The following is a 22,624-nucleotide window of genomic DNA, read 5'->3' as shown; positions in this document are numbered from 1 at the left end:
GCGTGTTGCGCCCTCCGCAGCGGCGGGGGGACAGGGCGGCGGCGGGAAAACAGGGAGCGCGGCACGCCGTGCTTCCCCAACGTTCGCCTACCGCCTGTCGTTTGTCGCCACATCCGGTTCCACGCTTTGCTTCAATCGGTATAGCATCGCCCGCGTACATAAACACTGACACCCTGAGGAGGGTTTTTTATGAGCAACGGTAATGGTGTGACGGCGACGCTGACGCAAGTCGCCGAAAACGTGAAAGAGACCGCCAGCAACATGGGCGACGCGATCGCCGCCACCGCCAGCGACGCCGTCGCCAGCGTCAAGCAGACCGCCGAGAACGTGCAAAAGCGCGTGCAGGACCAGGTCGCCAAGACCCGCAAGGCGGTCAAGAAGGCCGAGAAGGCCGTGACCAAGCGCGCAGAGAAGGCCGGCAAATCGGTGAAGAAGACCGTTGCCAACGCGCGCAAGAAGCTGGAAGCGGCCAAGGCCAGCGCCCAGTCCGAAGCCGCCGCGCTGAAGAAGGCCGTCAAGAAGACCGCCAAGAAGGCGGCAGCGAAGAAGGCCCCGGCCAAGAAAGCCGCCGCCAAGAAGACCGCGACCAAGAAAGCCGCAGTGAAGAAGGCGCCGGCCAAGAAGGCCGCACCGAAGAAGGCGGTCAAGAAGGTCGCCGCGAAGAAGGCCGTGGCCAAGAAGGCTGTGGCCGCCAAGAAGAGCGTCGGCGCCAGGAAGGCCGTCGCCAAGAAGGCGGTGAAGAAGGTCGCCAAGGCCGTCAAGAAGAGCACCGCCAAGGTCGCCAAGAAGACCGCTGCGGTGAAGAAGACCGCCGTGCGCAAGAGCGCCGGCAAGAAGGCCGCGGCCACCCGCGCCAGGAAGTAAGCCGTCCCACGCTGCACCCTCTCTCCCGTGCGCGGGAGAGGGGCAGGGCGAGGGACGCGCGCCCCAACACGACACGCACATCAGGAATGCATCATGGCCGTCAAGATCGACAAGAAAATCAAGGGCTACGCCGTCGTCACCGCCGAAGACAAGGCGCGCGAAGCGGCGCCACCGTTGCCCGCCGCGTCGATCGACCGCGCCACCGCCCAGGCCGACGTGCCGGTGGACAACATCATCCACATGCACGAGCGCATCGAGCGCCCGGACGTACTGATCGGCAGCACCTACAAGATCAAATCGCCGTTGGTGGAACACGCCATGTACGTGACCCTCAACGACATCGTGCTCAACGCCGGCACCGAGCACGAACTGCGCCGCCCGTTCGAGATCTTCGTCAACTCCAAGTCCATGGAACACTTCCAGTGGATCGTGGCGCTGACCCGCATCATGTCCGCCGTGTTCCGCAAGGGCGGCGACGTCACCTTCCTGGTCGACGAAATGAAGGCCGTATTCGACCCCAAGGGCGGCTACTTCAAGGCCGGCGGCGTGTACATGCCCTCGCTGGTGGCCGAACTGGGCTACATCGTCGAAGAGCACATGAAGTCCATCGGCCTGCTGCACGACCCGGAGATGAGCGACCACCAGCGCGCGCTGATCAACGAAAAGCGCAAGCAGTACGAAGACCGCTCAAAAAAAAACAGTGAAGTGAAGCCGGCTTCTCCTTCTCCTGCGGGAGAGGGTGCCCGCAGGGCGGAGGAGGGGACGGTGGTCGCGAACTCCACCGCCGACCACGAAGAAGACATCGCCGTCACCGGCGACGGCGCGAGCTTCCCGCCGTCGGCCACGATGTGCCACAAGTGCAACACCAAGGCCCTGGTGATCATGGACGGGTGTGCTACTTGTTTGAATTGTGGGTATTCTAAGTGTGGGTGAATGCAACGCTTCTTGGTAGGAGTGTTCCGTAACGATCTTCGAGCTGGGAAGGGCGCTAATTAAATAAGGTGCTGGCGCAGCCTCCCATAAACACTTGGATGTATCTTATGTTGTCAGAATTATTATGACATTGAGCAATGTCTGTTTTAGTAGTGTCGACCTAATGCTCAACTAAAGAGTTTGCCACTCAGTGCACGAGACGCTTGCGGTTCTGCCTTCAGCCATTCATGAACGAGATAGCCCATCAGCGACTCATGAGCCCGCTCCGAAGACCACGCCTTTTTTTGAGCGATTTGGCTGGCAATGTAGCGAACAGTTTCCTTGCACCTGTCGCGCATTGCTTTTCCTGTCAGCCCCTGATGCGCACGTGCCGAAGCTAGTGGAATCTGGAGATTTGCAGTTCCTGTGAAGGTCTGAATGCCCTGTCGATGCGTAGCAACGTCCGCTGCTAATAGCTCGCACAGTCCGACCTCCGGCGTCCAAGGAAGGAATTCAATCTGGGTCCTCTGACTTCTGTACAGCTCTTGAGGGACGGTCAAAACAGGCGCTTCTTGGCCAACAGCGACATGGGGCGGCAGACAAGCTTCCTGGGCATCGGCATCGAGCACAGCCATCCGTCGCGTCAGGGCAGGTACGAACGATTGGCTTCGGTCAAGGAATCTTAAAACTTCTTTGTAGCCCCCGATTACTGCCGTTTGAACTGTCGGCTGGCTTCGTTTTCCGCTATTCTGATCTAAGCTCAAGTGTTGTTTCCACAGTTCATCTATACACTGCTTGGCAGATATATCCTCGACAAAGATCAACCTATCCGGGGAATTCTCTTCGTCCAACACGAGGTGCTGTAGAGCATAGGTGGGATAAACGTTGCGATAGATGCTGACCTCGCCATCGTTATTTTCAAGATAGATAATATTCTTCCGGGCGACACTCTTGATTAGGCTTGATGAATGAGTCGAGACAAGCACGGTGCACGGCCCCAAATCTGAAAGCCTTTCGATCTGCTTGAATAGACGGATCTGAGCTGCTGGGTGTAACGCCATTTCAAACTCATCGACGATATAAAGTCCGCCATTTTTCATCGCAAGCAGCTTCTGGCCAAGGCGCATGACACAAAGCTCTCCAAGACTGAAGGCTTTTTCAGAGTACCAAGTCTTTTTCTTCTCGCCCGGAGTTCTATCGATCAAGTGTGCGACAAGGCCGCGACCACGAAGGTTGATCTTGTACAGGTTGTCAAACTTGTCGGTGTCGAACACCGCGTTCATGAATTCTCGAAGGCGTTGATCGGCGGGAATTTTCTTCAGGCCCTTCAACTCATCCTGAGTAGGCTCTACTCTCGACGCATTCGCCTTTAAAAATAGTACCTCACTGAACGCATGTCGGACGATTTGCGAATTCGATTTCGGTGTTGCGGACCACCGAATTTTGTTGTATCGATAAGATACGCTCCTTGTGTTGATTGTATAGGTGATCGTAGCATCTGCTATGCCATCAATGCCGGTCGACCCGGTCCCGCCTGGCAGACCCAGCTGAAAAGCATTTGGGGCGCCCATCCTATGAAGCACAGTCAATAGCGAAGTTTTGCCGCAACCGTTTGCTCCGGTTATAACAAACGCCCCTTTATTAGGAACATCAAAGGACAGGTTCTTGATTGACTTCAAGTTGGATATTTCCACATTCGCTGCCATGCCGCCCCCTTCCTGTGCGTTGTTATGTGAGATGTGTAGCATTCTCGATTGTATCGAATAAATTTCCGATAAGCGAGGCGAATTAGAGTGCCGGGGTCAGAGTGGAATTTCTATAGGTGCATAGCCTACATTTCTGTCTACAAAGCTCGTTGACGCCGACCTTGTCAAAGAGCAAGATTGAATCGCTGCGTTAAAATCGCGCAGCCGGGATTGGCGTCCCGTGTTCGAAGGCGCAACCAGCGCCCATCTTTCGATGTCCGGCGCTTTTTTGTTGGCCGCATCGACGGCGCGAATGCTTGCCGATTTACGGCGGGCGGTGCGCGGGAGCCTTCGGGCTCGCCGGAGCCTTTGACCGGTACGCCAATCGTGCACCGTCCGCCACCCCGATTGGCGTCGGGGAGTGGACTCCATTTTCAAAGGAGCTCCGTATGTCCCGCAAAGCAACCGCACCCAAAAGTACCCAAGCCCCACGCCGCACGCGCAAGCCAGTAGCGCCAGAGGCGGCGCACGCCACCACCTCACCGATGCTGGGACTCTCGCTCGGCGACATGGCGCGCACCACGCTGTTCCATCCGGTTCCGACGGAGGACGAACTGCCGCGCAAGCGCGCGTCGCGTCCGCGCCAACCCGGGCAGTGCACCATTGGCTCCACCTGCCACGACGTGATGGTGGACGGCCGCTGGCAGAGCCAGGAAATTCCCACCTTGCGCCTGAGCGGTCACTGGCTGGCAGCACTGGGATTCGTGCCGGGGAGCAAGCCGCAGATCGCTGTCGTCGATGGCGCGCTGGTGATCACGGCCGCGCCGCAAGAGTAGGCGCCGCGCAATCGCGCCGATCGACGTGTCCCGTCGATCGGCGCTGGTTGTCGATGCCGGCGCCCAGCGCTGCACCGGATCATCCGTCCCGGTCGCCATAGACGGTTTGGTCTACACCTGCTCAAGACTTTCACTTTATGCTGTGCTCACACCGCCACGTGGCAGCGCACGGTGATGGCACGTAGAACAGCCGAAGGCATGTTGCGTTCCGCCCTGCTGACGTTGGTTTCCCTCTCAGCGGCAACAGGATGTAGTGCCATGAACGATGCCAGCGTTCCGCCGTCCGATACGTTCGCAGATCAGCAATCCGCCGCCGAGTCCAAAGCTCCGTTGGCGCGCTGGATCACGCCCAACGCAGTCATGGCCGATGCTGTACAGACGCTTGGGACAGATGGTTTTACCGCAGGGCCGCCGCGCCTGCACCCTCCAGTAAACCGCTTTACCAAGCCGTCTCCCAGCGACAAGCGGACGGTTTTATCCGTGCGTTGCCAGCGGCGCAGGTCAACCTCATCGATCCCGCGCTCTTCAAGAATGCCAGAGTTGTGCAGCAAGAGGCCGCGCCCGAGATTGGCCGCTTCCAGGCGAAGCGCATGAGCGTGTTGGAGCCTGGCGAGATCGAACAGCAGTGGATATTCAAGCAAGCGCTAAAGAGCCGGCAGATGGTCAGCCGAACGAATCGTCTAACAACCCTGTAGGAAAGGATGGAAATATGATTCCAGCATCAGGGGAATAGCGGCATCTGCTCGTCGGCGTGAGATTTGGTTCGGATGGCGTTCTAGAACGAGTTAGGGACATATGGTTTCCATTCAAGTGGGTGGCAAGGACAAGACGGCAGAGATCAAAAGCTGGTCGATCTGGAGCGATAAGGACGAAGGACTGCAACTGAAGTGCTCCTACTTCAACGGGCAAAAAGCCCTGCATCCGCTCAGTGACTGCCGCATCTCTCCCGTTCGCGAGCTGGGTGGGATGTTCCTCACCAAGACCGGTAGCACAGTTGTCACGCCCATCGCCAAGGCGACAATCTACGGCGAACAGTACGCCGTCGTGCACTATCCGGATAACGACAAGCCCATCATTCACAGGATGGACCGTATCGGTTTTGCCACGCCGACGGCGATGAAGGACACGCCGGTCTTCCGGTATTTCGCTGCTGTGGCCAATGCCCGGCAGGATCATGCGGAGTCGGAGGGCGACCGCAAAATCGCCGCCAATATCGTGCACCAACTCGGCAAACTGCCCGCCAGTGCCGACACCGCCTTGCAGGCCTATTGCACGGGACGCAACGGCGCGCTGGCGCCGGGCCAGGGGCTGATCTATCCGTTCGGACTGAATGAGAGCCAGCTGGCGGCGGTCGAGCAAGCGTTCCGCGCGCAGGTCAGCGTGATCGAAGGCCCGCCCGGAACCGGCAAGACCCAGACCATCCTCAATATCCTCGCCAATATCCTGTTGCGTAGGCAGACGGTAGCAGTGCTATCCAACAACAATGCCGCTGTCGAAAACGTCTACGAGAAGCTGGAGAAATGTGGCCTCGGCTATCTGATCGCCAAACTCGGCAACCAGGGCAACCGCGAGGAGTTCTTCGCCGATCTGCCGTCTTGGCCATCCTGCGAACCCGAGTCCGCGCCGCCTCTGGAGGAGATCCAGGCTCTGCTGGCCCGCTTGAAGCAGCATCTGCACGATCACAACCGGGTGGCGCAATTGCAGGTGGAAATCGACGAGCTGACCATCGAGCGGCGTTACCTGCAGCAGTGGCAGGCAGACAGCGGTGTGCAGGCCGCCACCTCGCTGGACAAGTATGGACTGTCGCCGCGCAAGACCGCAGACCTGATGGCCTATCTGGCCCATCTGGGCGAGCAGCGCATCCGTCTTAAGGATCGCGTCGAGCTGTTGTTCAACTTCAGGATCTTCCGTACCAAGCCGTTTGCTCAGGGCGATGCGCGCCTGTCCGTGTTCCATGCGCTGCAGATGCACTACTACGACAAGGCGCTATGGGACAAGGAAGCGGAGCTGAAGGCGTGCCGCGATTCTCTGAAGCGTGGAGATTTTGATGCCTCGCTTGAGCAATTGAAAACAGCGTCGATGCGCCATCTAAAGCAGTACTTGCAGAATTTGCCCCGGCCATCGGAGAACTTCGATGCCAAGACGTATCGGGATCGACAACAATTCGATGCCTTTATGCAGCGCTTTCCGATCCTGGGCAGCGGCACCCACTCCATCGTCAACTCGATTGCGCCGGGTGCGATTCTCGACTACGTGATCATCGACGAGGCTTCGTTGCAGGACATCGTGCCGGGCATCCTGCCGCTGGGTTGCGCGAAGAATCTGATCGTGGTCGGCGACAACCGCCAGTTGGCGCACATCCCCGTGGTGCTGGGCCTGCCGGCCCCCGCCGAGGCCTACGACTGCGAGCGCTACAGCCTGCTCGATTCGTGTATCGGCGTGTTCAAGGAGGCGCTGCCCAGAACGCTGTTGAAAGAGCATTACCGCTGCCATCCCAGGATCATTCAGTTCTGCAACCAGCAGTTCTACGACAACGCCCTGGTGCCGATGACCGAGGACAGGGGGGAAGCGCCGTTGCGCCTGGTGGTGACCGCCAAGGGCAACCACGCCCGCCAGAACACCAACCTGCGCGAGCTGGATTCCCTGCTCAAGCTGCTCGACGACGCAGGCGAGCCCGTCGGGCTGGATGGCGACGGCCGTGGTTTCATCGCGCCGTTCCGCGCACAGGTCAACCTCTCCGGCACGTGCCTGCCCGCGGATTTCGTCAAGGACACCGTGCACAAGTTCCAGGGCCGGGAGTGCGACGAGATCGTCTTCTCCACGGTGCTGGACAAGAAACGCTACAACCAGGAGCGCAAACGCCTGGATTTCGTCGATGACCCGCGCATGATCAACGTGGCGGTGTCGCGGGCCAAGCACCGCTTCACCCTGGTGACGGGCGAGGAGGTATTCACCGGCAACAATGGTCACATCGCGGCTTTGATGCGCTACATCGCGTATTACGCGCGAGACGAGGATCTCGTGCGTGCGCCCGTGGTGTCGGCCTTCGACTTGCTGTACCGCGAGTACGACCAGTCGTTGGCCCGCTTGAATGCCCGTTTGCGGTCCGAGGATTCCCGCTACAGGTCCGAACAGATCGCAGCGCAACTGCTGCGCGAGGCGCTATCCGGACCAGAATGCGATGCGTTGATGTGGCACGACCAAGTCAAGCTGGCTCAGGTCGCATCACCGAGCAATCCGGATTTGACGCAACCCGAGCGGGCCTTCATGGCGCGTGCCAGTTGCGATTTCGTGCTCTATTTCAAGGTGGGCAAGATCCCCCTGGGAGTGATCGAAGTCGATGGTGGCTCCCATGACCGGCCCGATCAGTTGGCCCGGGACGCACTGAAGAACGGTATTCTTGCGAAAAGCGGCATTGCCATCCTGCGCCTGCGGACGGTCGAGAGTCGCATCGAAGAGAGAATCGCCGACTTTGTCGCCCAGTGGGCGAGCCCTGCGCTTGGCGCGCAAGGTGTTGGAGCGTCCCGTTCCGGATAGTTTCTTCGCGGATTTCGAGCAGCATCACACTTGGCCGTTAGAGCGTGTTATGCACTTTGTAGCGATGCGACTATGGCAGGCTGTGCTAGCGTGCCAGTCCCGTAGGCTATCTGAGGTCAGCGGACAATAAAGGACATCGATGCAAGCGCGCTAGGTCATCCGCTGGATGGGGCGGCGCTTGTCTTCGTCATGATTGCGTTGGGACTCCCACTATAGTCTCTTAGCCATGCTGGCGCCCGGCGCAGCTGAAAGCGGAGGCGCAGCCGGCAACAAAACCGCGGCAGTGATCTATGGTAAGAAGGCCGCGATCCAGGGGGGCGCGCTTCTTCGACGGCCTGGGCATTTTTCGGAATGCGGCGATGTCGGGAAATCTGTATGCGTATTACGGGCTGCCCGACGTCTGTGGCGCCGAGACGAAGGAAAAGAACGCGGTCGACAGTGCTGCCAATCTGCGGCTGGCCTACCTGCTGGAGGATGGAAAGGCACCGGCAGGCATGGCATTGCAGGCTCTGAGCGCGGCCGAACGCGTTGCTGCGGATGAGCGCGCGGCATCGATCTACCAGACATTCGCAAGGAGTCGGACGCCTTCGCCCAGGCCGCTGCAATGATGGTGTCGCAACTTGAGCCGGGCGGTGGGCGTCCACCCGGGCGGCGACGCGCGTCGCCGCCCTTGGTGGCGCTGCCGCCCGTATCAGCTCCATCTATTTCAACGGCGTAACGTCTTTGGGGCTGACGTTGATGGTGGTGCCGTTCGCATCCGGTATGTAGCGCACCTTCGCCCAATACTGCTTGCCGCAGGCATCGGCGCGCCATCGTTCGTCCCATGGCGCGTTCTTCGGGGGATGGCCGTCCGGCAACTGGGTTTCCAGCACATCGATACGGCAGTCCTTGGGCAAGAGACCCTGGGCGGTCAGGGCGCTGGCCACATAAGGAACGGTGTCTTTTTGCAGCAGCGGATTGGACTCCGATTCGCCGGGAAACAGCGGCAACACGTTCGGCTCGCCGTCATTGAAGATAGTAATGGCATTGTAGCGACGCTGCTGGCCGCAGGCCGTACCGGGTACGGTATCCACCCAGATGGCCTTGACGATCCGGCCCTGGTCGTCCAGCGTCGGCTCCAGGGCCACACGTGCGGTCGCCTTGTTCCAATCGGGCTGGATGCTGGCGCACTTGGCGCGCAGCGAGGATTCGTACTGCTGCATCACCGATTCCACGGCATGGCGATAGGCCGGGTACTGGCGCATCGCATCGATCGCGGTTGGCGTTTGTGCATGGGCAGATGCAGCGCCCAACGACACGCCGAGTACGAGCAACGCGGCTTTACAGGGGCGATAAATGGGCATGGAACATCTTCCTTGAAAATGGATCGACTGATGGTTCGGCGGCGACGGGGCCGGCCGAAATGTAGGAGTTGGAGCGGGCAGTGGAATTTAAGGGTGGGAGGAGAAATTCTACTCGGGTATGCCCCTTTTTTTCATCGATTGGCTGGGTATTCTGTACGAAGAAGCGTTCAGGGCCGTCATGTCATGTCAGCCACCTGGGATCAGAGGGCGGATTCAACTCCGATTCGCAACGCTGTTGAGGACCTCCTCGGAGAAGACTTCGAGGGGCGTTTTGAATCCGAGTATCTTGCGCGGACGATTGTAGAGTCGCTGTTCGATCCATCGCAGGTGCGCATCGGTGATGGTGCTGAAATCGATGTGTCGTGGCAAGTACTGGCGCGTCAATCCGTTGGCATTTTCGTTGCTGCCTCGCTGCCATGCGCAGTACGGATCTGCAAAATAGAAGTCGCTCTGCAAGCAGGCGGCAATGAGCCGATGATCGGCGAATTCCTTGCCGTTGTCGGCGGTGAGGGTGTGCACCGTGTGGCCTAGGCCGCCCAGGCGCTGGACGATGGCGTTGCGCACGTTCTCGGCGGTGCCGTCAGGCGAGTAAGCCAGCAGATGCAGGCGACTGCGGCGTTCGGTCATGCTGACCACCACGGCCTTTCCGTGTGAGGCCCGGAGGGTATCCAGCTCCCAGTCGCCGATGCGGCTTCGCTGCTCCACCACGCTGGGGCGCTGTGTCCAGCTGCGCCGATGTGTCAGCTGTCCGCGGCCATCGCGCACGCCCCGCCGACGGCGCTTGCGGCGGCGCTTGCGTAGATGCGTGAACAACTGGCCACCGCGCTTGTGGTCAGCGTAGATGTGCCGATAGATCCATTCGTGACTGGCCAGGCCGGTGCGACCGGCAATCTGTTCCGGGCTGAAGTCCTCGCTCAGCAGGACCTCGATCTGTGCGATGCGCTCAGCGTCGATGCGTGGACGCCGGCTGGCCTGCGTGCGCCGATGCTCGCTGATGCGCTGTGCGTGATCTGGCAGATAGTGCCGAGCGTGCTGATTGCGGCGCAGTTCGCGGCTGATCGTGCTGGGCGCGCGCTCCAACGCATCGGCGATGGCCCGCATCGACATCCCGGTTTCATATAACGCATGCAAACGGTATCGTTCGGCCTGGTCCAGGCGGCTGGATGACATGGGCAACTCCACTTGGCGGTGAAGTCGCTCAAGTCAGGTCGCCGGGCCACTTCACAACCGTTGGTGTTGCGAATCGGAGTTGAAGCCGCCGAGGAAAACAAAGGAGCATCAATGCAAGGACGCGAAAGATCATCCGCGGGATGGGGCGAGTTGTTGGTCGTTGTCGCGACCGCATTCGGGCTTCCCATCTACTGGAGTCTCTCTGCCGTGCCGGCGCCCACCGCCGAGGCGTCGTTTTCCGCAGCGAGTTTGTGGGGCATGGTCTTCTACGAGCTGCTGGTCCTGGCATTGCTCTTCCCGGTGCTGTGGTTCCGTGGATGGACGCCGCGCACCTTGGGGCTGCGGTGGCAGGGGCGCGACATCCGGCCCGCGATCGGCTTGCTGGTCGCGTGCATCTTGGCGTGCTATCCCGTGCAGTGGCTGGGCACGTACATGGCCGAGGAAGTGAATCCTTCCATGGATGCCATGGTCGCCGGGAAGCTGTCGCTGGCCGCGGTGGTGGCGGTCTCGCTGATCAATCCCATCTTCGAGGAGATGTTCGTCTGCGCCTACGTGATCCGCGCCTTACAGCCAAACCACAGTCCCGCATTCGCGGTGAACGTGAGCGTGGCGATCCGCGCCTCGTATCACCTGTACCAAGGACCCATCGGCGCGATTTCACTGGTCATCGTGGGGCTGGTACTCGGCTGGTGGTTCGTGCGGACCGGCCGGCTCTGGCCTGCCATCATCGCGCACGGGCTGATGGATCTGCTGGCGCTGATGGTCTACGCATAGCTTGTCTGATTGAGTGAAAGACATGGCGCTGCGTGCCCGCGTCGAAGCATCGGTTCTGATCGTGCGTCAGGCGAATTAGTCTACGGACATTCAAGCATTCGGCTCTATGCTCGCCGGGCATACCCATGTTGGATCGGCGGCAACCGGAGATCGCCATGCCACGCGTCATGCTGAACAGATCCGCTGCGTTGCTGGCGCTGGCCGCAGCCGCGATGCTACCGCTGGCGTCCTGCGCCAATGCGGGCACGAACAGCAGCACGACCCAGAACGATGTCATGACCTCAGGAGTTGGCCCCATGCTGGAAGAAATCTACGCATCCCGGAAGCCGGTGCGGTTCGAGCAGATCGATGTCAGCGACATCGTCGCCAAATACATTCCGCCGAGGGCCGAGAAATCGACGGTGCTGGAGACGTTCGGGAAATCCCCGACGTCCAGGATCGTGGAGAACACCCCCGACAAGATCGTGGTCAGGGACAACAAGGGGCAGGCCATGCTGGATCCGGATGCGCGCTCGATCGTGATGACGTTCTTCCTGGATGCCGATGGCAAGGTGACCAAGGTCGACGCCGTCCACATCAAAAACCAATAGGGACGATCGGAGCATCCCATGGACGAGAGGATCGAGGTCGGATATCGCAACATCGGATCGGCGCTGGGCAAGGAGTACCACCACAAGTTCCTGCTCTATACCGACAGGGACGGCAATCAGCGCACGATCAGCGGCTGGACCGGCGACGAGCAGCCCGGCTTGCCCTACGGAAGGATGCAGGTCGAGACGAACCTTCCCTACGACCGCACCAATCCCGATCATCCGGAGAATCCGAACACCACCGGACAAGCGCAATATCGCGAAGGCATCGCACAGGGAGCGGACCTGTCCAGGACGTGGGAGCGGATGGTCGCCAACGCCCAGGCCAAGGACGACAGGTATCCCTACGATCCCCAGGTGCAGAATTCCAACACGCTGGCCGACAGCGTGCTTCGCGATGTGGGCCTGCCCGAGCCGAAGAAGGATGGTTTCCTCGGCCACTGGGCGCCGGCATCGGGGCGCCAGCTCGACGAATCGGTCGTGCCGACGGTGCCGGGCCTGGGCACGTCGGGGCGCACGTTCAGCGCCGCCGGGGCACCCCTCGATGCGCAACGCGAGGCGCAGCTTCGCGACGATCCGCTGTTCAAGCAGGCCCTGGCCGGGCTCGACAAGCTCGGTCCGGAGGCGGGCGTCTATACCAACCAGCAGGACAAGGAACGCATCGCGGGCGCGCTGGCGGTCCAGGCCAGGCTAAGCACGCCGCCCTTGCCCGAGATCCAGGACGTGAGGCCCAGCCCGACCAACGGCAATGTGTTCGCGACCTGGAAGAACCCCGGCAACGATGCGGATGTGCTGCGCGCTCACGTCGACAGGAACGAGGCGATCAAGCAGCCCTTGGCAGAGAATCTCCAGAAGCTCGAAGCCGTCAATCCGCAACAGAGGCAGCCGCCTGCACAAGAGGCCGCGCGCGACATCGATCAGCCCAGCCATGGATCGTTGCGCATGCGGTGATGGCGGCATTGGCAGCAATCCTGTGCGCCTTGTGCAGCGATGGCGTTGTGGCCAATTCGAGGTGACGAGACTGGGTTCGTCCGGTCGGCAAAGATCTCGCGATGTGCAGCGAGATCGCGATGTGCAGAGATTCCCTGTCATGCAATCGTTCCGGGCCGCTCAGTCCGCCACCGGCATGACGATGAACTTCCCTGGCGCCGGGCGTTGGCGGTCGTCGATCCAGTGCGCGGTCACGTCGAACAGGTGCGCGGCATAGGTCTTCGCCACGCCGTCGGCGGTCTTGATGGACTCGATCAGGCCATGGTCGGCGTTCGGGAACACCACCACGGCGAGGTCCGACCGGCGTTGCTGGAGTTGCCGAAGAATGGCCTGGGTGGCGGCGTTCGGCGCCTGGCGGTCGCTGCCTGCAAGCAGCCACAGTTGGCGCGGCGTGATCGCTTCGATCACGGGGCGCGGTTCGTCGTCGAAGCTCAGGCCCTGCGCGAGGGCGGCGCCGTTGGCCTGGAGTTCGGCGCTCGAGAATTTCAGAAACAGGCCGGTGTACGAGCCGGGCTGGATGGCCTTGAGCCACGCTGTCTCGGCATGCCGGGCCTTGAAGGCGTCCAGCTCGGCGAAACCGTCGCGCATGGTGGAGCGCACGATGCGTTCGCTGATGGCGGGCGGCTGCACCTGGTCGGCAAGGGCAGCAAGGCGGGCAGCGTGGTGTTGCCGCCGATCGCCCGCTCCGCATTGGACCGGTACCTGGTACTGCCCGGCTTCATGCGGCACACGCACGCGACCCGCGCGCGCGAGTGCGGTGCGGACCTGACCGCTGTGCGCGACAAACTGCGTCACGCTTGGCTGTCGGCCACGTCCGTCTACCTGCACACCGACCAGCAAAAGCGGCCCCGGCAGCTCGGGGCGGCTTTTGCGACCAAGGAGCGAAAGCTGGTCGCACCCTGGCCGTCAGAAAAAAGCGGATTTGGGCTTGCAACCCCGCTCAGGCATCCCGCCCGCCGCCATGCGCCTGCAGGGCCGCGTGTTCCGATTGAGGCGCCAGCTGCACGGGCAGCTCCGTCGGTGCGTCGGACCAGCGGTCGTCCCCAACCGCGGTTCCCTCGGATCCGCCTTCCCATGCGTCGCGCGCGTCGTGCCACTCCTCGCCGATCTGCGCGAGCGTGTCGACCAGGGCGCGTTCGGCGGACGCCCGCTGTGAGGGGCTGAAGTACAGCGGCTCGCGCGGCACATCCGCCATCTCGGCCTCGGCCTCGGCGACGGCCTGCACATCCGCTGCAGCCGGCGAGCGGCGGCCGGCGGCCAGCTCGAAGCCCAGGGCCATCGCGCTCCGGCCGAGGCGGATCGCTTGCCGTTGGCCCCAGCCGAGCGCTCCGCCCGTGGCCATGAGGCCCTTGGACAGGACGTCGCCGGCCACCCGGCCGAAGAGCATGTAGGCCGCCGTGTAGCCGACGGTCCCGGCGATGAAGCCCGAGGGGTTGCCCTTGGGGTCGTCCATGTAGCCGTTCATCAGCGCGGCTGCGGAGAAGGGCAGGCCGATCGTCATGCCGCCGACCGTGTCGCTCACGCTGTCGTTCATCCCGGTGAGCGAAACGTGCGGGCTCAGCGCTTCACAGAGCAGGAACGTCGACGAGACGACCGCATCGGCGATGAAGTCAGGCAGGGCCAGCCCGTCGTTGCGCATCAGGGCGATGTTCGACCCGAGGACGGCGAAGGCGACAGTCGCCAGCGCGAGCTTTCCCTTCAGTTCGGGGTTGTTCGCGAACGAGGCGTCCAGGGCCCGGTGCACCGCATCCAGGGGGCCCGAGCCATGGCTTGCGGCGACCGGGCGCTCCTGCCCCGTCCCGGTCGCCACGAGCCGCTCAAGGCCGGTCACGATTCTGGACATGTCCTGCTTGAAGAAGGTGAGCTGCCGGTCCATATGCGGCGTGATCCGCCGGTCCTGCTGGAACTCGCCCACGAAGTCGTTGACCTTGCCCAGACCCGCGCGCAGGTCGCCCACGATCCCCTCGATGGCTTGCTTGAAGCCGCCGGGAAGATCGTGCCTGCGGTTGAAGGCGCTGTTGAAGCGCAGCCGCGTGGAGTCCATCAGGTCCTGCCCCAGCCGCAGGCCGAACATCATCGTACCTTGCGTCACCGCCGCGCCGGCGACGAAGCCGGCGTTGCGCTGCAGCGGCTCGGCCTTGGCGTAGAAGGTGGGGATGGCATAGATCAGCGAGATGAAGAAGACCAGGCTGTGCCGGTTGATGGCGTGCTTCCTGAACAGCTTCGCGTCCGTCGTCGGGCGTCGCATGAGCGAGATCAGCTGTATCGCTGTGTAGGCGTAGGAGGCGATGTTGAACGCAGCGTAGGTCCCCGTCTTCTGCGTGAACAGCGTGGCCAGCGGCAAGGGGTAGAGCAGCAGCGTCAGCGCGCCCTGGAACATCCGCTTCGCGGCGCTCGCGTCGTGCTGCAAGGTGTCGATGTCGGTCTCGAAGCTGGCCATGACCGGCTCAAGGTAGCGCCGGGCCTCGGCCAGGAACTTGGCCTCCTCCGGCGTCGCCGCTTGCTTGTCCAGGTGTGATCGCAGTTCATCGACCTTCTCGCTCATGGCGGCCAGCAGCGTCTTCGGCTCGGGGCATCCGGGCTCGGTGACCAGTTCGTTGCGCAGCTTGTCCACGAACTCGACGTCATCGAACTGCTGGACTTCCTGGACGATCGACAGGTTGTCCAGGAAGGCGGCGACCCGCGACGCGCAATCGCGCAAGAGCAGCCCGCTCTCGACGTCCTTCGTATCGCCGGGATTGGGCAGGCGCGGCGGCTGCGCCCCGGAACCAGCCGCTTGCGGGGGCAAGTCCCGCACGTCTTCGTCGTCCCCGATGTGCACGATGGTCGGCGCGACTTCGGGCGATGACGGCCGCCGGGCAGAGATCGGCAACAGGTCTGCGAGGTGCGTCGTGGCGTTCGAAGCCTGTCTCGGGCGCGCGAGCGCTCGCGTGGCGTCCGTGGGCGACCGGGTGCCGCTGCCGGGTCCCGCTTCGATCTCGATGCCGCGGTCGCCGGATGACGATCCGTCGCCGGGAACCGGGTCGTGCGGATGCGCGGAAGAGTGAGGGCTTGCAGTTTTGATTTTCATGGTGGAGTCCTTGAGGAGGAAGGCGTCGAGCGCGCTTGCGCGCGAACCGGCGTCCCGTGTCCGGCGATGGTTCAGCACGAAGCCGGCGTCCGCCGCACCGGCGCCGCGGACGTAGTGCGGCGCGCGTACGAGACAGGCCCGGGACATCGCCGGCGCCCGGGCCGCGGCAGAGGCCGTCGGCATGGCGGCACTGGCCAGCGTCGTGGGCCAGACAGTCCGGGATGGCGAAGGGCGCAAGTCTCCACAGCGTCGGCACACCGAGCGTAGACGATCGCGAAGTGCTCGCCGCCGATCCGAAAGCGCCGCTGCGGATACGCACGGGCGATCGACCTCAAGCCGGTTGAGCGTGCCCTTGACCAGGTCGCCTTTCCAATGCCTGGGGACCAGTTGTGTCCCCACGTCCTTCGGACATCGCTCAGCGCCGACGCGCTGCGCCTCAGTCGGCGACCAATCGAAGGCGGGTTCCTCGGCCGCGCTCGATCTGACGCACGGAGTGCTCCCTCTGCGCCTAGAGACTGTCCTGCGTTCCCATTGCGGCCGACTACACACGGCAAGGCGTTGTACTTGCAAGTTGCACTTGCCGCTTTCTTCGCTTGATCCGCCATCGGAGAAGGCTGCGGCTGGCGTCAGGCCCAGCCTTTCGTGAGGTATCTGTTCTTTATCGGATTTTGGCTTGATCCATACCATAATCTGTCGGTCGACGCGCGTGATCGCTGTAAAGTCGATAAATTTCTGAAAATTTATCCGGTTATTCAGGATATTCGGCCGCGGTCTTGAAATTGATTTACATGGAATGAATCCTCACCCCGAACGCAGGCGCGTCATTTCGCTTCGGAACCGGGACATTCGCAGACCGATGGCGTACCCGGTGCCGGGAGCGGCAGCATTGTTGCGTCGCAACATGTTGGGTTTCTGGTATGCGTATACAGCAAAAAAATAGGTCTGCCGTGCAGCTCGCTCCCGCGCTCCGGGACACGCCCGTCGCACCGAAAGGCGCGCAAGTCGCCGATGGCTGGCCGTTTGGGCTTGCGGCGCTGAAGAAGAAGAAACCAGCGCCGGCGCGGCTGGACGCCGGCCATGCGTCCAGGTGGCAATGCGGGGAGGACATCGTCGCCGACGTCCAGGAGGCTGAGGCGGCCTACGACGTCTTCGTGGTCGCCAAATATCTTGCCGATCCCTTGCACGGCACGGCCGACAATACGGCCGAGCTGATCGACGACGTGCCCGTGTCAGGCGAGTCCGAGCCTCACCCGAAAACCGAGCAGCCCGTCCCTCACGAACACGCGCACGCCGACCACGCACCAGCGCCGGCACACGACCATGCTCGGCCCGCTGCCGATGCCGGGCTCCACCAGGAGCCACCCCCGATCGAAGCGCAGACGCACGAGGGCATCCTGCACACGCTGGCCGAACACGGCGCACCGGATGGCACCTTCGAGCTGGCGCTGAATTTGAGCATCAGCGGTGCGATGCTGCCGCTGTCGGGCCTGGCGATCTACGCCGCCTACAAGGAAACACGCGAGGTCTCCGAACAGCGCAGCGCGTTGCGACAGCGCAGCCAGCAGCTGCAATCGGAGCGGGCCTTGCTGCAACCGGCACTGGCGAGCGGCACGCTTGCCAGTGCGGCAGGCCCCCAGATCCATGCCCTGAACGATGCGATCCAAACGGTCGCCTATCACCAAGAACGCAACAACCGCGATGGCCACATTGCGCTGACCTCCATGGCGTCGGCCAGCGTGATCTGCGCGAAGGCGACGGAGGGGCTCGCATTTCAGGGCGGGCTGGCGATCGGCGCCAAGAGCACGACGACCACTGGCTTGATCGGCCACAGCGCGGTGGCCGCAGGCGCGGCTTCCGCGGCCAGTATTTCCAGCACCTTCGTGCTCGCGCCGTTGGCCAGCGTTGCGGCCGCCGGGCTGGGCGGCGCGTTCCTGCATCAGTCGCGCAAGGAGAAAACGCGCGTCGTTGCGGATGTGGCGCGTGTCGAACGCTTTCTGCAACAACTGGAACCCAGCGACCTCAGCCCCGACGCGCAACGCTACCAGCACTTCTTGAGCGCCAAGCTGGAGCAGCGCAGCGGCTTTGCCGGCAGCTTCAACGCCTGGAACAAGGGGTTTGTGGCCGGCGGCGCCACCTACACCGCCAGCACGCTCGCCAAAACCGGGCTCAGCGCTGCGGTGTTGTTCGGCGGCGTCGCCGTGACCGGGCCGGTGGGCACCGGATTGATCGTCGGCGCCGGCCTGCTGGGCGCGGCCACGATGGGGGTCGGCGCACATCAATTCCTGCTGGCGCATGGCAGGCAGAAACGCTATCGCAATTACGAGACAGTGGACACGCCGGGTGCGGACCGGGCATTGCTGGCCGTGGCCGATCTGCTGCCTGCCGCAGAGACCGCGGCGGCAGTCACGCAAGATCCCGCCACGCTGCGCAGTGCACTGCCCGCCGGTGATCCCGATCGGGGCAAGGCAGCGGAGACGGGAGTGGAGGGCAGCACCGGCGACGCACGCAAACAGTACCGCACGGTGTCCGCTTCCATCGACGCATCCACGGCAACCGCGCACGCGGCCGGGGCGGATCAGGCATTGGTTGCTGTGGCCGATGCGCCGCCTGCGGCCGAGGCCATGCCGGCCGTGCCGCAGCATGGATTCGAACTGCGCAGCGCGTTGCATGCCTGTGCCGACGGCCAGGAAAAAGCGCGGGAAACGTTGCTGCAGCGCTGTGCCGACGATCGGAAGCAGCGGTACCGTGCGGTGCCGCGTTCCACCGACGCGCATACCGCATTCGCTCAGCCGGCGCACAAGGCCTCGCTCAGGCAACGGGCCAAGGCCGCGCTTTTTGCGGGTGCGACCTACGGGCGCGCCGTGTTGAGCGGCAAGCACCGCCAGGCCGGCGAGAAGGCCGCGCGCAGCTATGCCAAGCACGCCGACACCTTGACCGAAACCGCACTGGCGCAGTGGTTGCAAACCCCGGACTCGGTCAAGCCGCAGATCGCCTACATGCAATGTTGCCTGGAGTTACAGAAGAAGTACCTTCAAACCAAACTGAGCGCGCGGGTGACGCTGCCGCCGCCGGATGCCGGCACCGATCCGGCTGGTGACGCACAGCGCGAACGCACGCCCGCGCAGCAGGCGCAAACGCGCCTGGCGACGCAATTGCGTGAAGCGCAGGAGCGCGACGAATTCCAACTGCGTACCGTGAACCTGATGCTCGAAGAGCTGGGCATGGCGGAGACAGAGCAGGCAAGTCCGGATGCAATACAGCGTGCGCGTGCGGAAAACAGGTTGCCGGGGCTGCAACAGCGTCTGGTCGGCGCGCTGACCGCGAACGAAATCGCGCCGCAGCCGGGTGCCGCGGGCTTTGCGCATTTCTGCATGAAGCAGGCCCGGCAGCACACGACCGATTTGCGTGGCACCTTGCTGTCCATCGAAATGCAGGCGGCCCGCATCCGCGAAAACGCGGCGGCTGGCGCTGCAGCGCCGCCCGCGCCCGCCGCCTGAGCCGCTGACGCGTGCAGGCGCAGTGCCCGCTGCGATCGAGGGCGGGCATTGCCCGGGTCGGGGGCGGCGATTGTAGGCGTAGCCGGTCTGCACGTCCCAGCGGTGCATGCCGAGCCGGGCGGAGAGGTCCACGCCTTCCGAGCGCTGTCGGCCGATGGCGGCGAGCGCGCTGGGGTTGTCGCGATCGGAGGCCGCCACGTTCTGCCGCTGCAGCGGAACAGCGCGCCCGTCGCGAGCAGCCGCCCGTTGCAGAAGGAGGACTTCGCGCCGACTTCGTACTGCACGCCGGTTTCCGGCTGCAGGGGGGTGCCGCAGCGATGGAGGTGCCGTGAGCGAAACGCGTCGGGACTGCAGTCCCTCCCACAGTGCACCCAGCCAACCTGCCTCAAGCTTCCTGTAGGAGCGGCTTCAGCCGCGACGAACGGAGTCCGGAACCGCACCTGCTGTGGCGGGTGCCGGGACTGAAGTCCGTCCTACAGTGCATCCAGCCAACCTGCGCAGCCGAACCGACCGAGGATTTCCCAGGTCGCCTTGTTCAGTGTTTCGATGTCGTTGCCGACGCCGACCGGCACCGCGATGGTCACGGCGTGCGGGGACCGGAACGACGAGACTGCCCTTGCGCTTTTCATGTACGTTCTCCATGAACGGAACGGTTGGGATGGACCTGCGCGGACGCCGCCGGTGTCCCCGGGCGCGCGGCATAGCAGGCAAGCAAGTGCGCCGGTGTCCTGTGCGGGTCGGAAGACGCCGCGCCGGTCGCGGTTGCCTGCCAATCACAACGCAGTGAGTGCCGCGCAGCGGCCACGACCCGGACCGCCACGGGCAGCGGGAGTGCGCCCCTACGACTTCCGGCAGTGGAGCGCCGGCTGGGCCGGGCGTAGCATCGGCGGATGAGGCGCAAGGATCGCTTCTCCCTCGCCTGCACCTGTCCGCTCCGGAACCCCCACACCATGCCTTCCCCGTTTCTTGCCCCACGCTCGCTCGGCGCCGTCCTGCTTGCCATGCTCCTGCCGGCCGCCGCCGCCGCCGCCGCCGCGCAGGCGCCGGCCGTCACCACCGCCGACTATGCGCGGGCCGAGCGCGCGCTCGGCCACCTGACGCAACCGCTGTTGGACCATGCGGTCGAGCGCGTGGACTGGCTCGACGCCACCCATTTCGCCTATGTCGACCACGATGCCAACGGCGACCACTTCATGCGGATGGACGCGGTCAGCGGCCAGCGCGCGCCGCTGTTCGACCAGACTGCGCTGGCCGCGGCGCTCAACAGCTTGCTGGCGCTCAGCGAGCGGCCGCTGGCCGCGGCCGACCTGCCGATCAAGTCGCTGCGCCTGGCCGCCGATGGCCGTTACCGTTTCAGCGTGCGCGACATCCAGGTGTTCTGCGACGCCGACGCGCATTGCAGCAAGGTCTACGCCAAGGACAAGCCCGAGCCGGGCGTCTTGTCGCCGGACAAGAAGACCGAGGCGTTCGTCCGCGACTGGAACCTGTGGTTGCGCGACCTGGCCTCCGGCAAGGAAACCCAGCTCACCACCGATGGCGTGCAGGACTTCGGCTACGCCACCGACAACGCCGGCTGGAAACATAGCGACAAGGCGATCCTGGAATGGTCCCCGGACGCGCGCAGGATCGCCACGTTCCAGCAGGACCAGCGCAAGAGCGGCGACATGTACCTGGTCAGGAGCAAGGTCGGGCATCCGGAGCTGCTGCAGTGGAAGTACCCGATGCCCGGCGACAAGGAGGTGACCATGATCGAACGGGTGATCGTGGACGTGCCCACGCGCAAGGTGGTGCGGCTGCAGATGCCGCCGGACCAGCACCGCTCGACCCTGTGCGACGACGTCAGCTGCGGCGAGGACGGCGGCTGGGACGATGTGAAGTGGGCGCCGGACAGCAAGACCCTGGCGTTCGTCTCCACCTCGCGCTACCACAAGGACGCCTGGTTCCGCATCGCCGACGCGGCCACCGGCGCGGTCCGCACCGCGTTCCGCGAAACCGCCAAGACCTATTACGAAAGCGGCCAGGTCGCGGCGAACTGGGCCTATCTGCCGGCGCGCAACGAAGCGGTGTGGTTTTCCGAACGCAGCAACTGGGGCCAGCTGTACCTGTACGACCTGGCCACCGGCAAGCCCAAGCGCGCCATCACCACCGGCGAGGGCAACGTCACCGAATTGCTGAAGATCGATGCCCAGACCCGCACCGCCTGGTTCCGCGCGGTCGGCCGCAGCCGCGGGCTGGATCCGTACGACCAGCAGCTGTGGAAGGTGAGCCTGGACGGCGGCGCGCCGCAGCTGCTGACGCCGGAGCCGGCCGACCACAGCACCGCCCTGTCGCCGGACGGCCAGCGCTTCGTCGACAGCTACTCCACCACCACCCAGCCGCCGGTGACGCTGCTGCGCCAGGCCGGCGACGGTCGCACCCTCGCCACCGTGGCCAAGGCCGATATCGGCCGCCTGCAGGCCGCCGGCTGGGTCCCGCCGGTGCCGATCACGGTGCGTGCGCGCGACGGCAAGACCGTGCTGTACGGGGTGATGTTCAAGCCTTCGCAGTTCGACCCGGCCAAAAAATACCCGATCATCGACTACCTCTATCCCGGCCCGCAGACCGGCTCGGTGCGCGGGCGCAGTTTCCTGCCCAGCCATGGCGACAACCAGGCGCTGGCCGAACTGGGCTTCATCGTCGTGGCCATCGACGGCATGGGCACGCCGTGGCGCTCCAAGGCCTTCCACGACACCTGGTACGCCGACATGGGCGACAACACCTTGCCCGACCAGGTGGCCGGGTTGAAGGAGCTGGGGCAGCGCTACCCGTGGATCGACCTGCAGCGCGTGGGCATCTGGGGCCACTCCGGCGGCGGCAACGCCTCCACCGACGCGATGCTGCGCTACCCGGACTTCTTCAAGGTGGCCTGGTCGGAGAGCGGCAACCACGACAACCGCAACTACGAGGACGACTGGGGCGAGAAGTACCAGGGCCGGCTCAGCGTGGACAAGGAGGGCAAGGGCAGCTACGACAACCAGGCCAATCCGCTGCTCGCCGCCAACCTCAAGGGCCGGCTGATGCTGGTGCACGGCAGCCTGGACGACAACGTCCCGCCCTACGAATCGCTGTTGATGGCCGACGCGCTGATCAAGGCCAACAAGACCTTCGACATGCTGGTGCTGCCCAACGCCAAGCATGCCTATGGCGAGGCCGACACTCCCTACGTGACCCGCCGCCGCTGGGACTACTTCGTGCAATACCTGCTCGGCGCGACGCCGCCGGACAACTACCGGATGCAGCCGCTGCCGAAGCATTGATCCGCCGGCGCGGCGCGCGCCCTGCGCGGCAGCGCCGCGCGCGCCGGCCCGGCCGCGCGG

General features: G+C 63.7%; 16 protein-coding genes. 10 read left to right on the top strand and 6 right to left on the bottom strand.

Features of this window, described 5'->3' with window-relative positions:
• Positions 1 to 189 precede the first annotated feature (189 nt).
• Complete coding sequence (locus KHF85_RS19005) at positions 190 to 864, top strand: hypothetical protein (protein ID WP_284567861.1); 675 nt, start codon at positions 190 to 192, stop codon at positions 862 to 864.
• 93 nt (positions 865 to 957) lie between these two features.
• A complete protein-coding gene (locus KHF85_RS19000; RefSeq protein WP_284567860.1) occupies positions 958 to 1,797 on the top strand; it encodes a TSCPD domain-containing protein in 840 nt (279 codons plus the stop codon).
• 167 nt (positions 1,798 to 1,964) lie between these two features.
• Here KHF85_RS19000 and KHF85_RS18995 read toward each other — a convergent pair whose 3' ends face one another.
• A complete protein-coding gene (locus tag KHF85_RS18995) occupies positions 1,965 to 3,482 on the bottom strand; it encodes an ATP-dependent nuclease (protein WP_284567859.1) in 1,518 nt (505 codons plus the stop codon).
• A 428-nt stretch (positions 3,483 to 3,910) separates the two neighbouring features.
• Here KHF85_RS18995 and KHF85_RS18990 point away from each other — a divergent pair, with 428 nt between their 5' ends.
• Positions 3,911 to 4,297, top strand: coding sequence for a SymE family type I addiction module toxin (locus tag KHF85_RS18990; RefSeq protein WP_284567858.1), 387 nt, complete (start codon positions 3,911 to 3,913; stop codon positions 4,295 to 4,297).
• A gap of 299 nt (positions 4,298 to 4,596) precedes the next feature.
• On the opposite strand, the gene KHF85_RS18985 is transcribed toward KHF85_RS18990, so the two are convergent.
• Entirely contained in the window at positions 4,597 to 4,938 is a 342-nt protein-coding gene (locus tag KHF85_RS18985) for a hypothetical protein (protein WP_284567857.1), read from the bottom strand.
• Between the two features lie 154 nt (positions 4,939 to 5,092).
• On the opposite strand from KHF85_RS18985, the gene KHF85_RS18980 reads away from it, so the two are divergent.
• Both KHF85_RS18980 and KHF85_RS18975 read left to right on the top strand, forming a co-directional pair.
• On the top strand, positions 5,093 to 7,834 hold the full coding sequence (locus tag KHF85_RS18980; RefSeq protein ID WP_284567856.1) for an AAA domain-containing protein: 2,742 nt from the start codon (positions 5,093 to 5,095) through the stop codon (positions 7,832 to 7,834).
• A gap of 359 nt (positions 7,835 to 8,193) precedes the next feature.
• Positions 8,194 to 8,442, top strand: a complete 249-nt coding sequence (locus KHF85_RS18975; protein ID WP_284567855.1) for a hypothetical protein — start codon at positions 8,194 to 8,196, stop codon at positions 8,440 to 8,442.
• Positions 8,443 to 8,535: 93 nt separating this feature from the next.
• On the opposite strand, the gene KHF85_RS18970 is transcribed toward KHF85_RS18975, so the two are convergent.
• On the bottom strand, positions 8,536 to 9,177 hold the full coding sequence (locus KHF85_RS18970) for a hypothetical protein (RefSeq protein ID WP_284567854.1): 642 nt from the start codon (positions 9,175 to 9,177) through the stop codon (positions 8,536 to 8,538).
• Between the two features lie 213 nt (positions 9,178 to 9,390).
• Positions 9,391 to 10,347: an IS30 family transposase gene (locus tag KHF85_RS18965; protein WP_009597007.1), complete on the bottom strand. Its 957-nt coding sequence runs from the start codon at positions 10,345 to 10,347 to the stop codon at positions 9,391 to 9,393.
• 207 nt (positions 10,348 to 10,554) lie between these two features.
• Here KHF85_RS18965 and KHF85_RS18960 point away from each other — a divergent pair, with 207 nt between their 5' ends.
• The 3 genes from KHF85_RS18960 (at position 10,555) to KHF85_RS18950 (ending at position 12,662) form a co-directional block, all read left to right on the top strand.
• On the top strand, positions 10,555 to 11,121 hold the full coding sequence (locus KHF85_RS18960) for a CPBP family intramembrane glutamic endopeptidase (protein ID WP_284567853.1): 567 nt from the start codon (positions 10,555 to 10,557) through the stop codon (positions 11,119 to 11,121).
• Between the two features lie 155 nt (positions 11,122 to 11,276).
• On the top strand, positions 11,277 to 11,711 hold the full coding sequence (locus KHF85_RS18955; protein WP_284567852.1) for a DUF6393 family protein: 435 nt from the start codon (positions 11,277 to 11,279) through the stop codon (positions 11,709 to 11,711).
• An 18-nt stretch (positions 11,712 to 11,729) separates the two neighbouring features.
• Positions 11,730 to 12,662: an XVIPCD domain-containing protein gene (locus tag KHF85_RS18950; protein ID WP_284567851.1), complete on the top strand. Its 933-nt coding sequence runs from the start codon at positions 11,730 to 11,732 to the stop codon at positions 12,660 to 12,662.
• 159 nt (positions 12,663 to 12,821) lie between these two features.
• On the opposite strand, the gene KHF85_RS18945 is transcribed toward KHF85_RS18950, so the two are convergent.
• Positions 12,822 to 13,496 carry a hypothetical protein gene (locus KHF85_RS18945; RefSeq protein ID WP_284567850.1) on the bottom strand — a complete coding sequence of 225 codons (675 nt, stop codon included), beginning with the start codon at positions 13,494 to 13,496 and terminating at the stop codon, positions 12,822 to 12,824.
• Between the two features lie 145 nt (positions 13,497 to 13,641).
• Positions 13,642 to 15,771, bottom strand: a complete 2,130-nt coding sequence (xopAA, locus tag KHF85_RS18940; protein ID WP_284569603.1) for a type III secretion system effector XopAA — start codon at positions 15,769 to 15,771, stop codon at positions 13,642 to 13,644.
• A 917-nt stretch (positions 15,772 to 16,688) separates the two neighbouring features.
• Between xopAA and xopK the strand changes: the two genes are divergently transcribed.
• Positions 16,689 to 19,268, top strand: a complete 2,580-nt coding sequence (gene xopK, locus KHF85_RS18935; RefSeq protein WP_284567849.1) for a type III secretion system effector XopK — start codon at positions 16,689 to 16,691, stop codon at positions 19,266 to 19,268.
• A 950-nt stretch (positions 19,269 to 20,218) separates the two neighbouring features.
• The gene (locus tag KHF85_RS18930) at positions 20,219 to 22,564 is read left to right on the top strand and encodes a S9 family peptidase (protein ID WP_284567848.1); all 2,346 of its coding nucleotides are present in this window, start codon (positions 20,219 to 20,221) and stop codon (positions 22,562 to 22,564) included.
• Positions 22,565 to 22,624 lie beyond the last annotated feature (60 nt).

The organism is Xanthomonas graminis pv. graminis (assembly GCF_030168915.1).
Classification (GTDB): Bacteria; Pseudomonadota; Gammaproteobacteria; order Xanthomonadales; family Xanthomonadaceae; genus Xanthomonas_A; species Xanthomonas_A translucens.
This window is presented reverse-complemented; position numbering and strand designations above follow the sequence as displayed.

Excerpts from the sequence above, each read along its gene's own strand:
- KHF85_RS18930 (WP_284567848.1), top strand. The coding sequence starts at position 20,219 with ATGCCTTCCCCGTTTCTTGCCCCACGCTCGCTCGGCGCCGTCCTGCTT.
- KHF85_RS19005 (WP_284567861.1), top strand. The coding sequence starts at position 190 with ATGAGCAACGGTAATGGTGTGACGGCGACGCTGACGCAAGTCGCCGAA.
- KHF85_RS18965 (WP_009597007.1), bottom strand. The coding sequence starts at position 10,347 with ATGTCATCCAGCCGCCTGGACCAGGCCGAACGATACCGTTTGCATGCG.
- KHF85_RS18990 (WP_284567858.1), top strand. The coding sequence starts at position 3,911 with ATGTCCCGCAAAGCAACCGCACCCAAAAGTACCCAAGCCCCACGCCGC.
- KHF85_RS18955 (WP_284567852.1), top strand. The coding sequence starts at position 11,277 with ATGCCACGCGTCATGCTGAACAGATCCGCTGCGTTGCTGGCGCTGGCC.
- xopAA (WP_284569603.1), bottom strand. The coding sequence starts at position 15,771 with ATGAAAATCAAAACTGCAAGCCCTCACTCTTCCGCGCATCCGCACGAC.
- KHF85_RS18950 (WP_284567851.1), top strand. The coding sequence starts at position 11,730 with ATGGACGAGAGGATCGAGGTCGGATATCGCAACATCGGATCGGCGCTG.
- KHF85_RS18980 (WP_284567856.1), top strand. The coding sequence starts at position 5,093 with ATGGTTTCCATTCAAGTGGGTGGCAAGGACAAGACGGCAGAGATCAAA.
- KHF85_RS18995 (WP_284567859.1), bottom strand. The coding sequence starts at position 3,482 with ATGGCAGCGAATGTGGAAATATCCAACTTGAAGTCAATCAAGAACCTG.
- xopK (WP_284567849.1), top strand. The coding sequence starts at position 16,689 with ATGCGTATACAGCAAAAAAATAGGTCTGCCGTGCAGCTCGCTCCCGCG.
- KHF85_RS19000 (WP_284567860.1), top strand. The coding sequence starts at position 958 with ATGGCCGTCAAGATCGACAAGAAAATCAAGGGCTACGCCGTCGTCACC.
- KHF85_RS18975 (WP_284567855.1), top strand. The coding sequence starts at position 8,194 with ATGTCGGGAAATCTGTATGCGTATTACGGGCTGCCCGACGTCTGTGGC.
- KHF85_RS18970 (WP_284567854.1), bottom strand. The coding sequence starts at position 9,177 with ATGCCCATTTATCGCCCCTGTAAAGCCGCGTTGCTCGTACTCGGCGTG.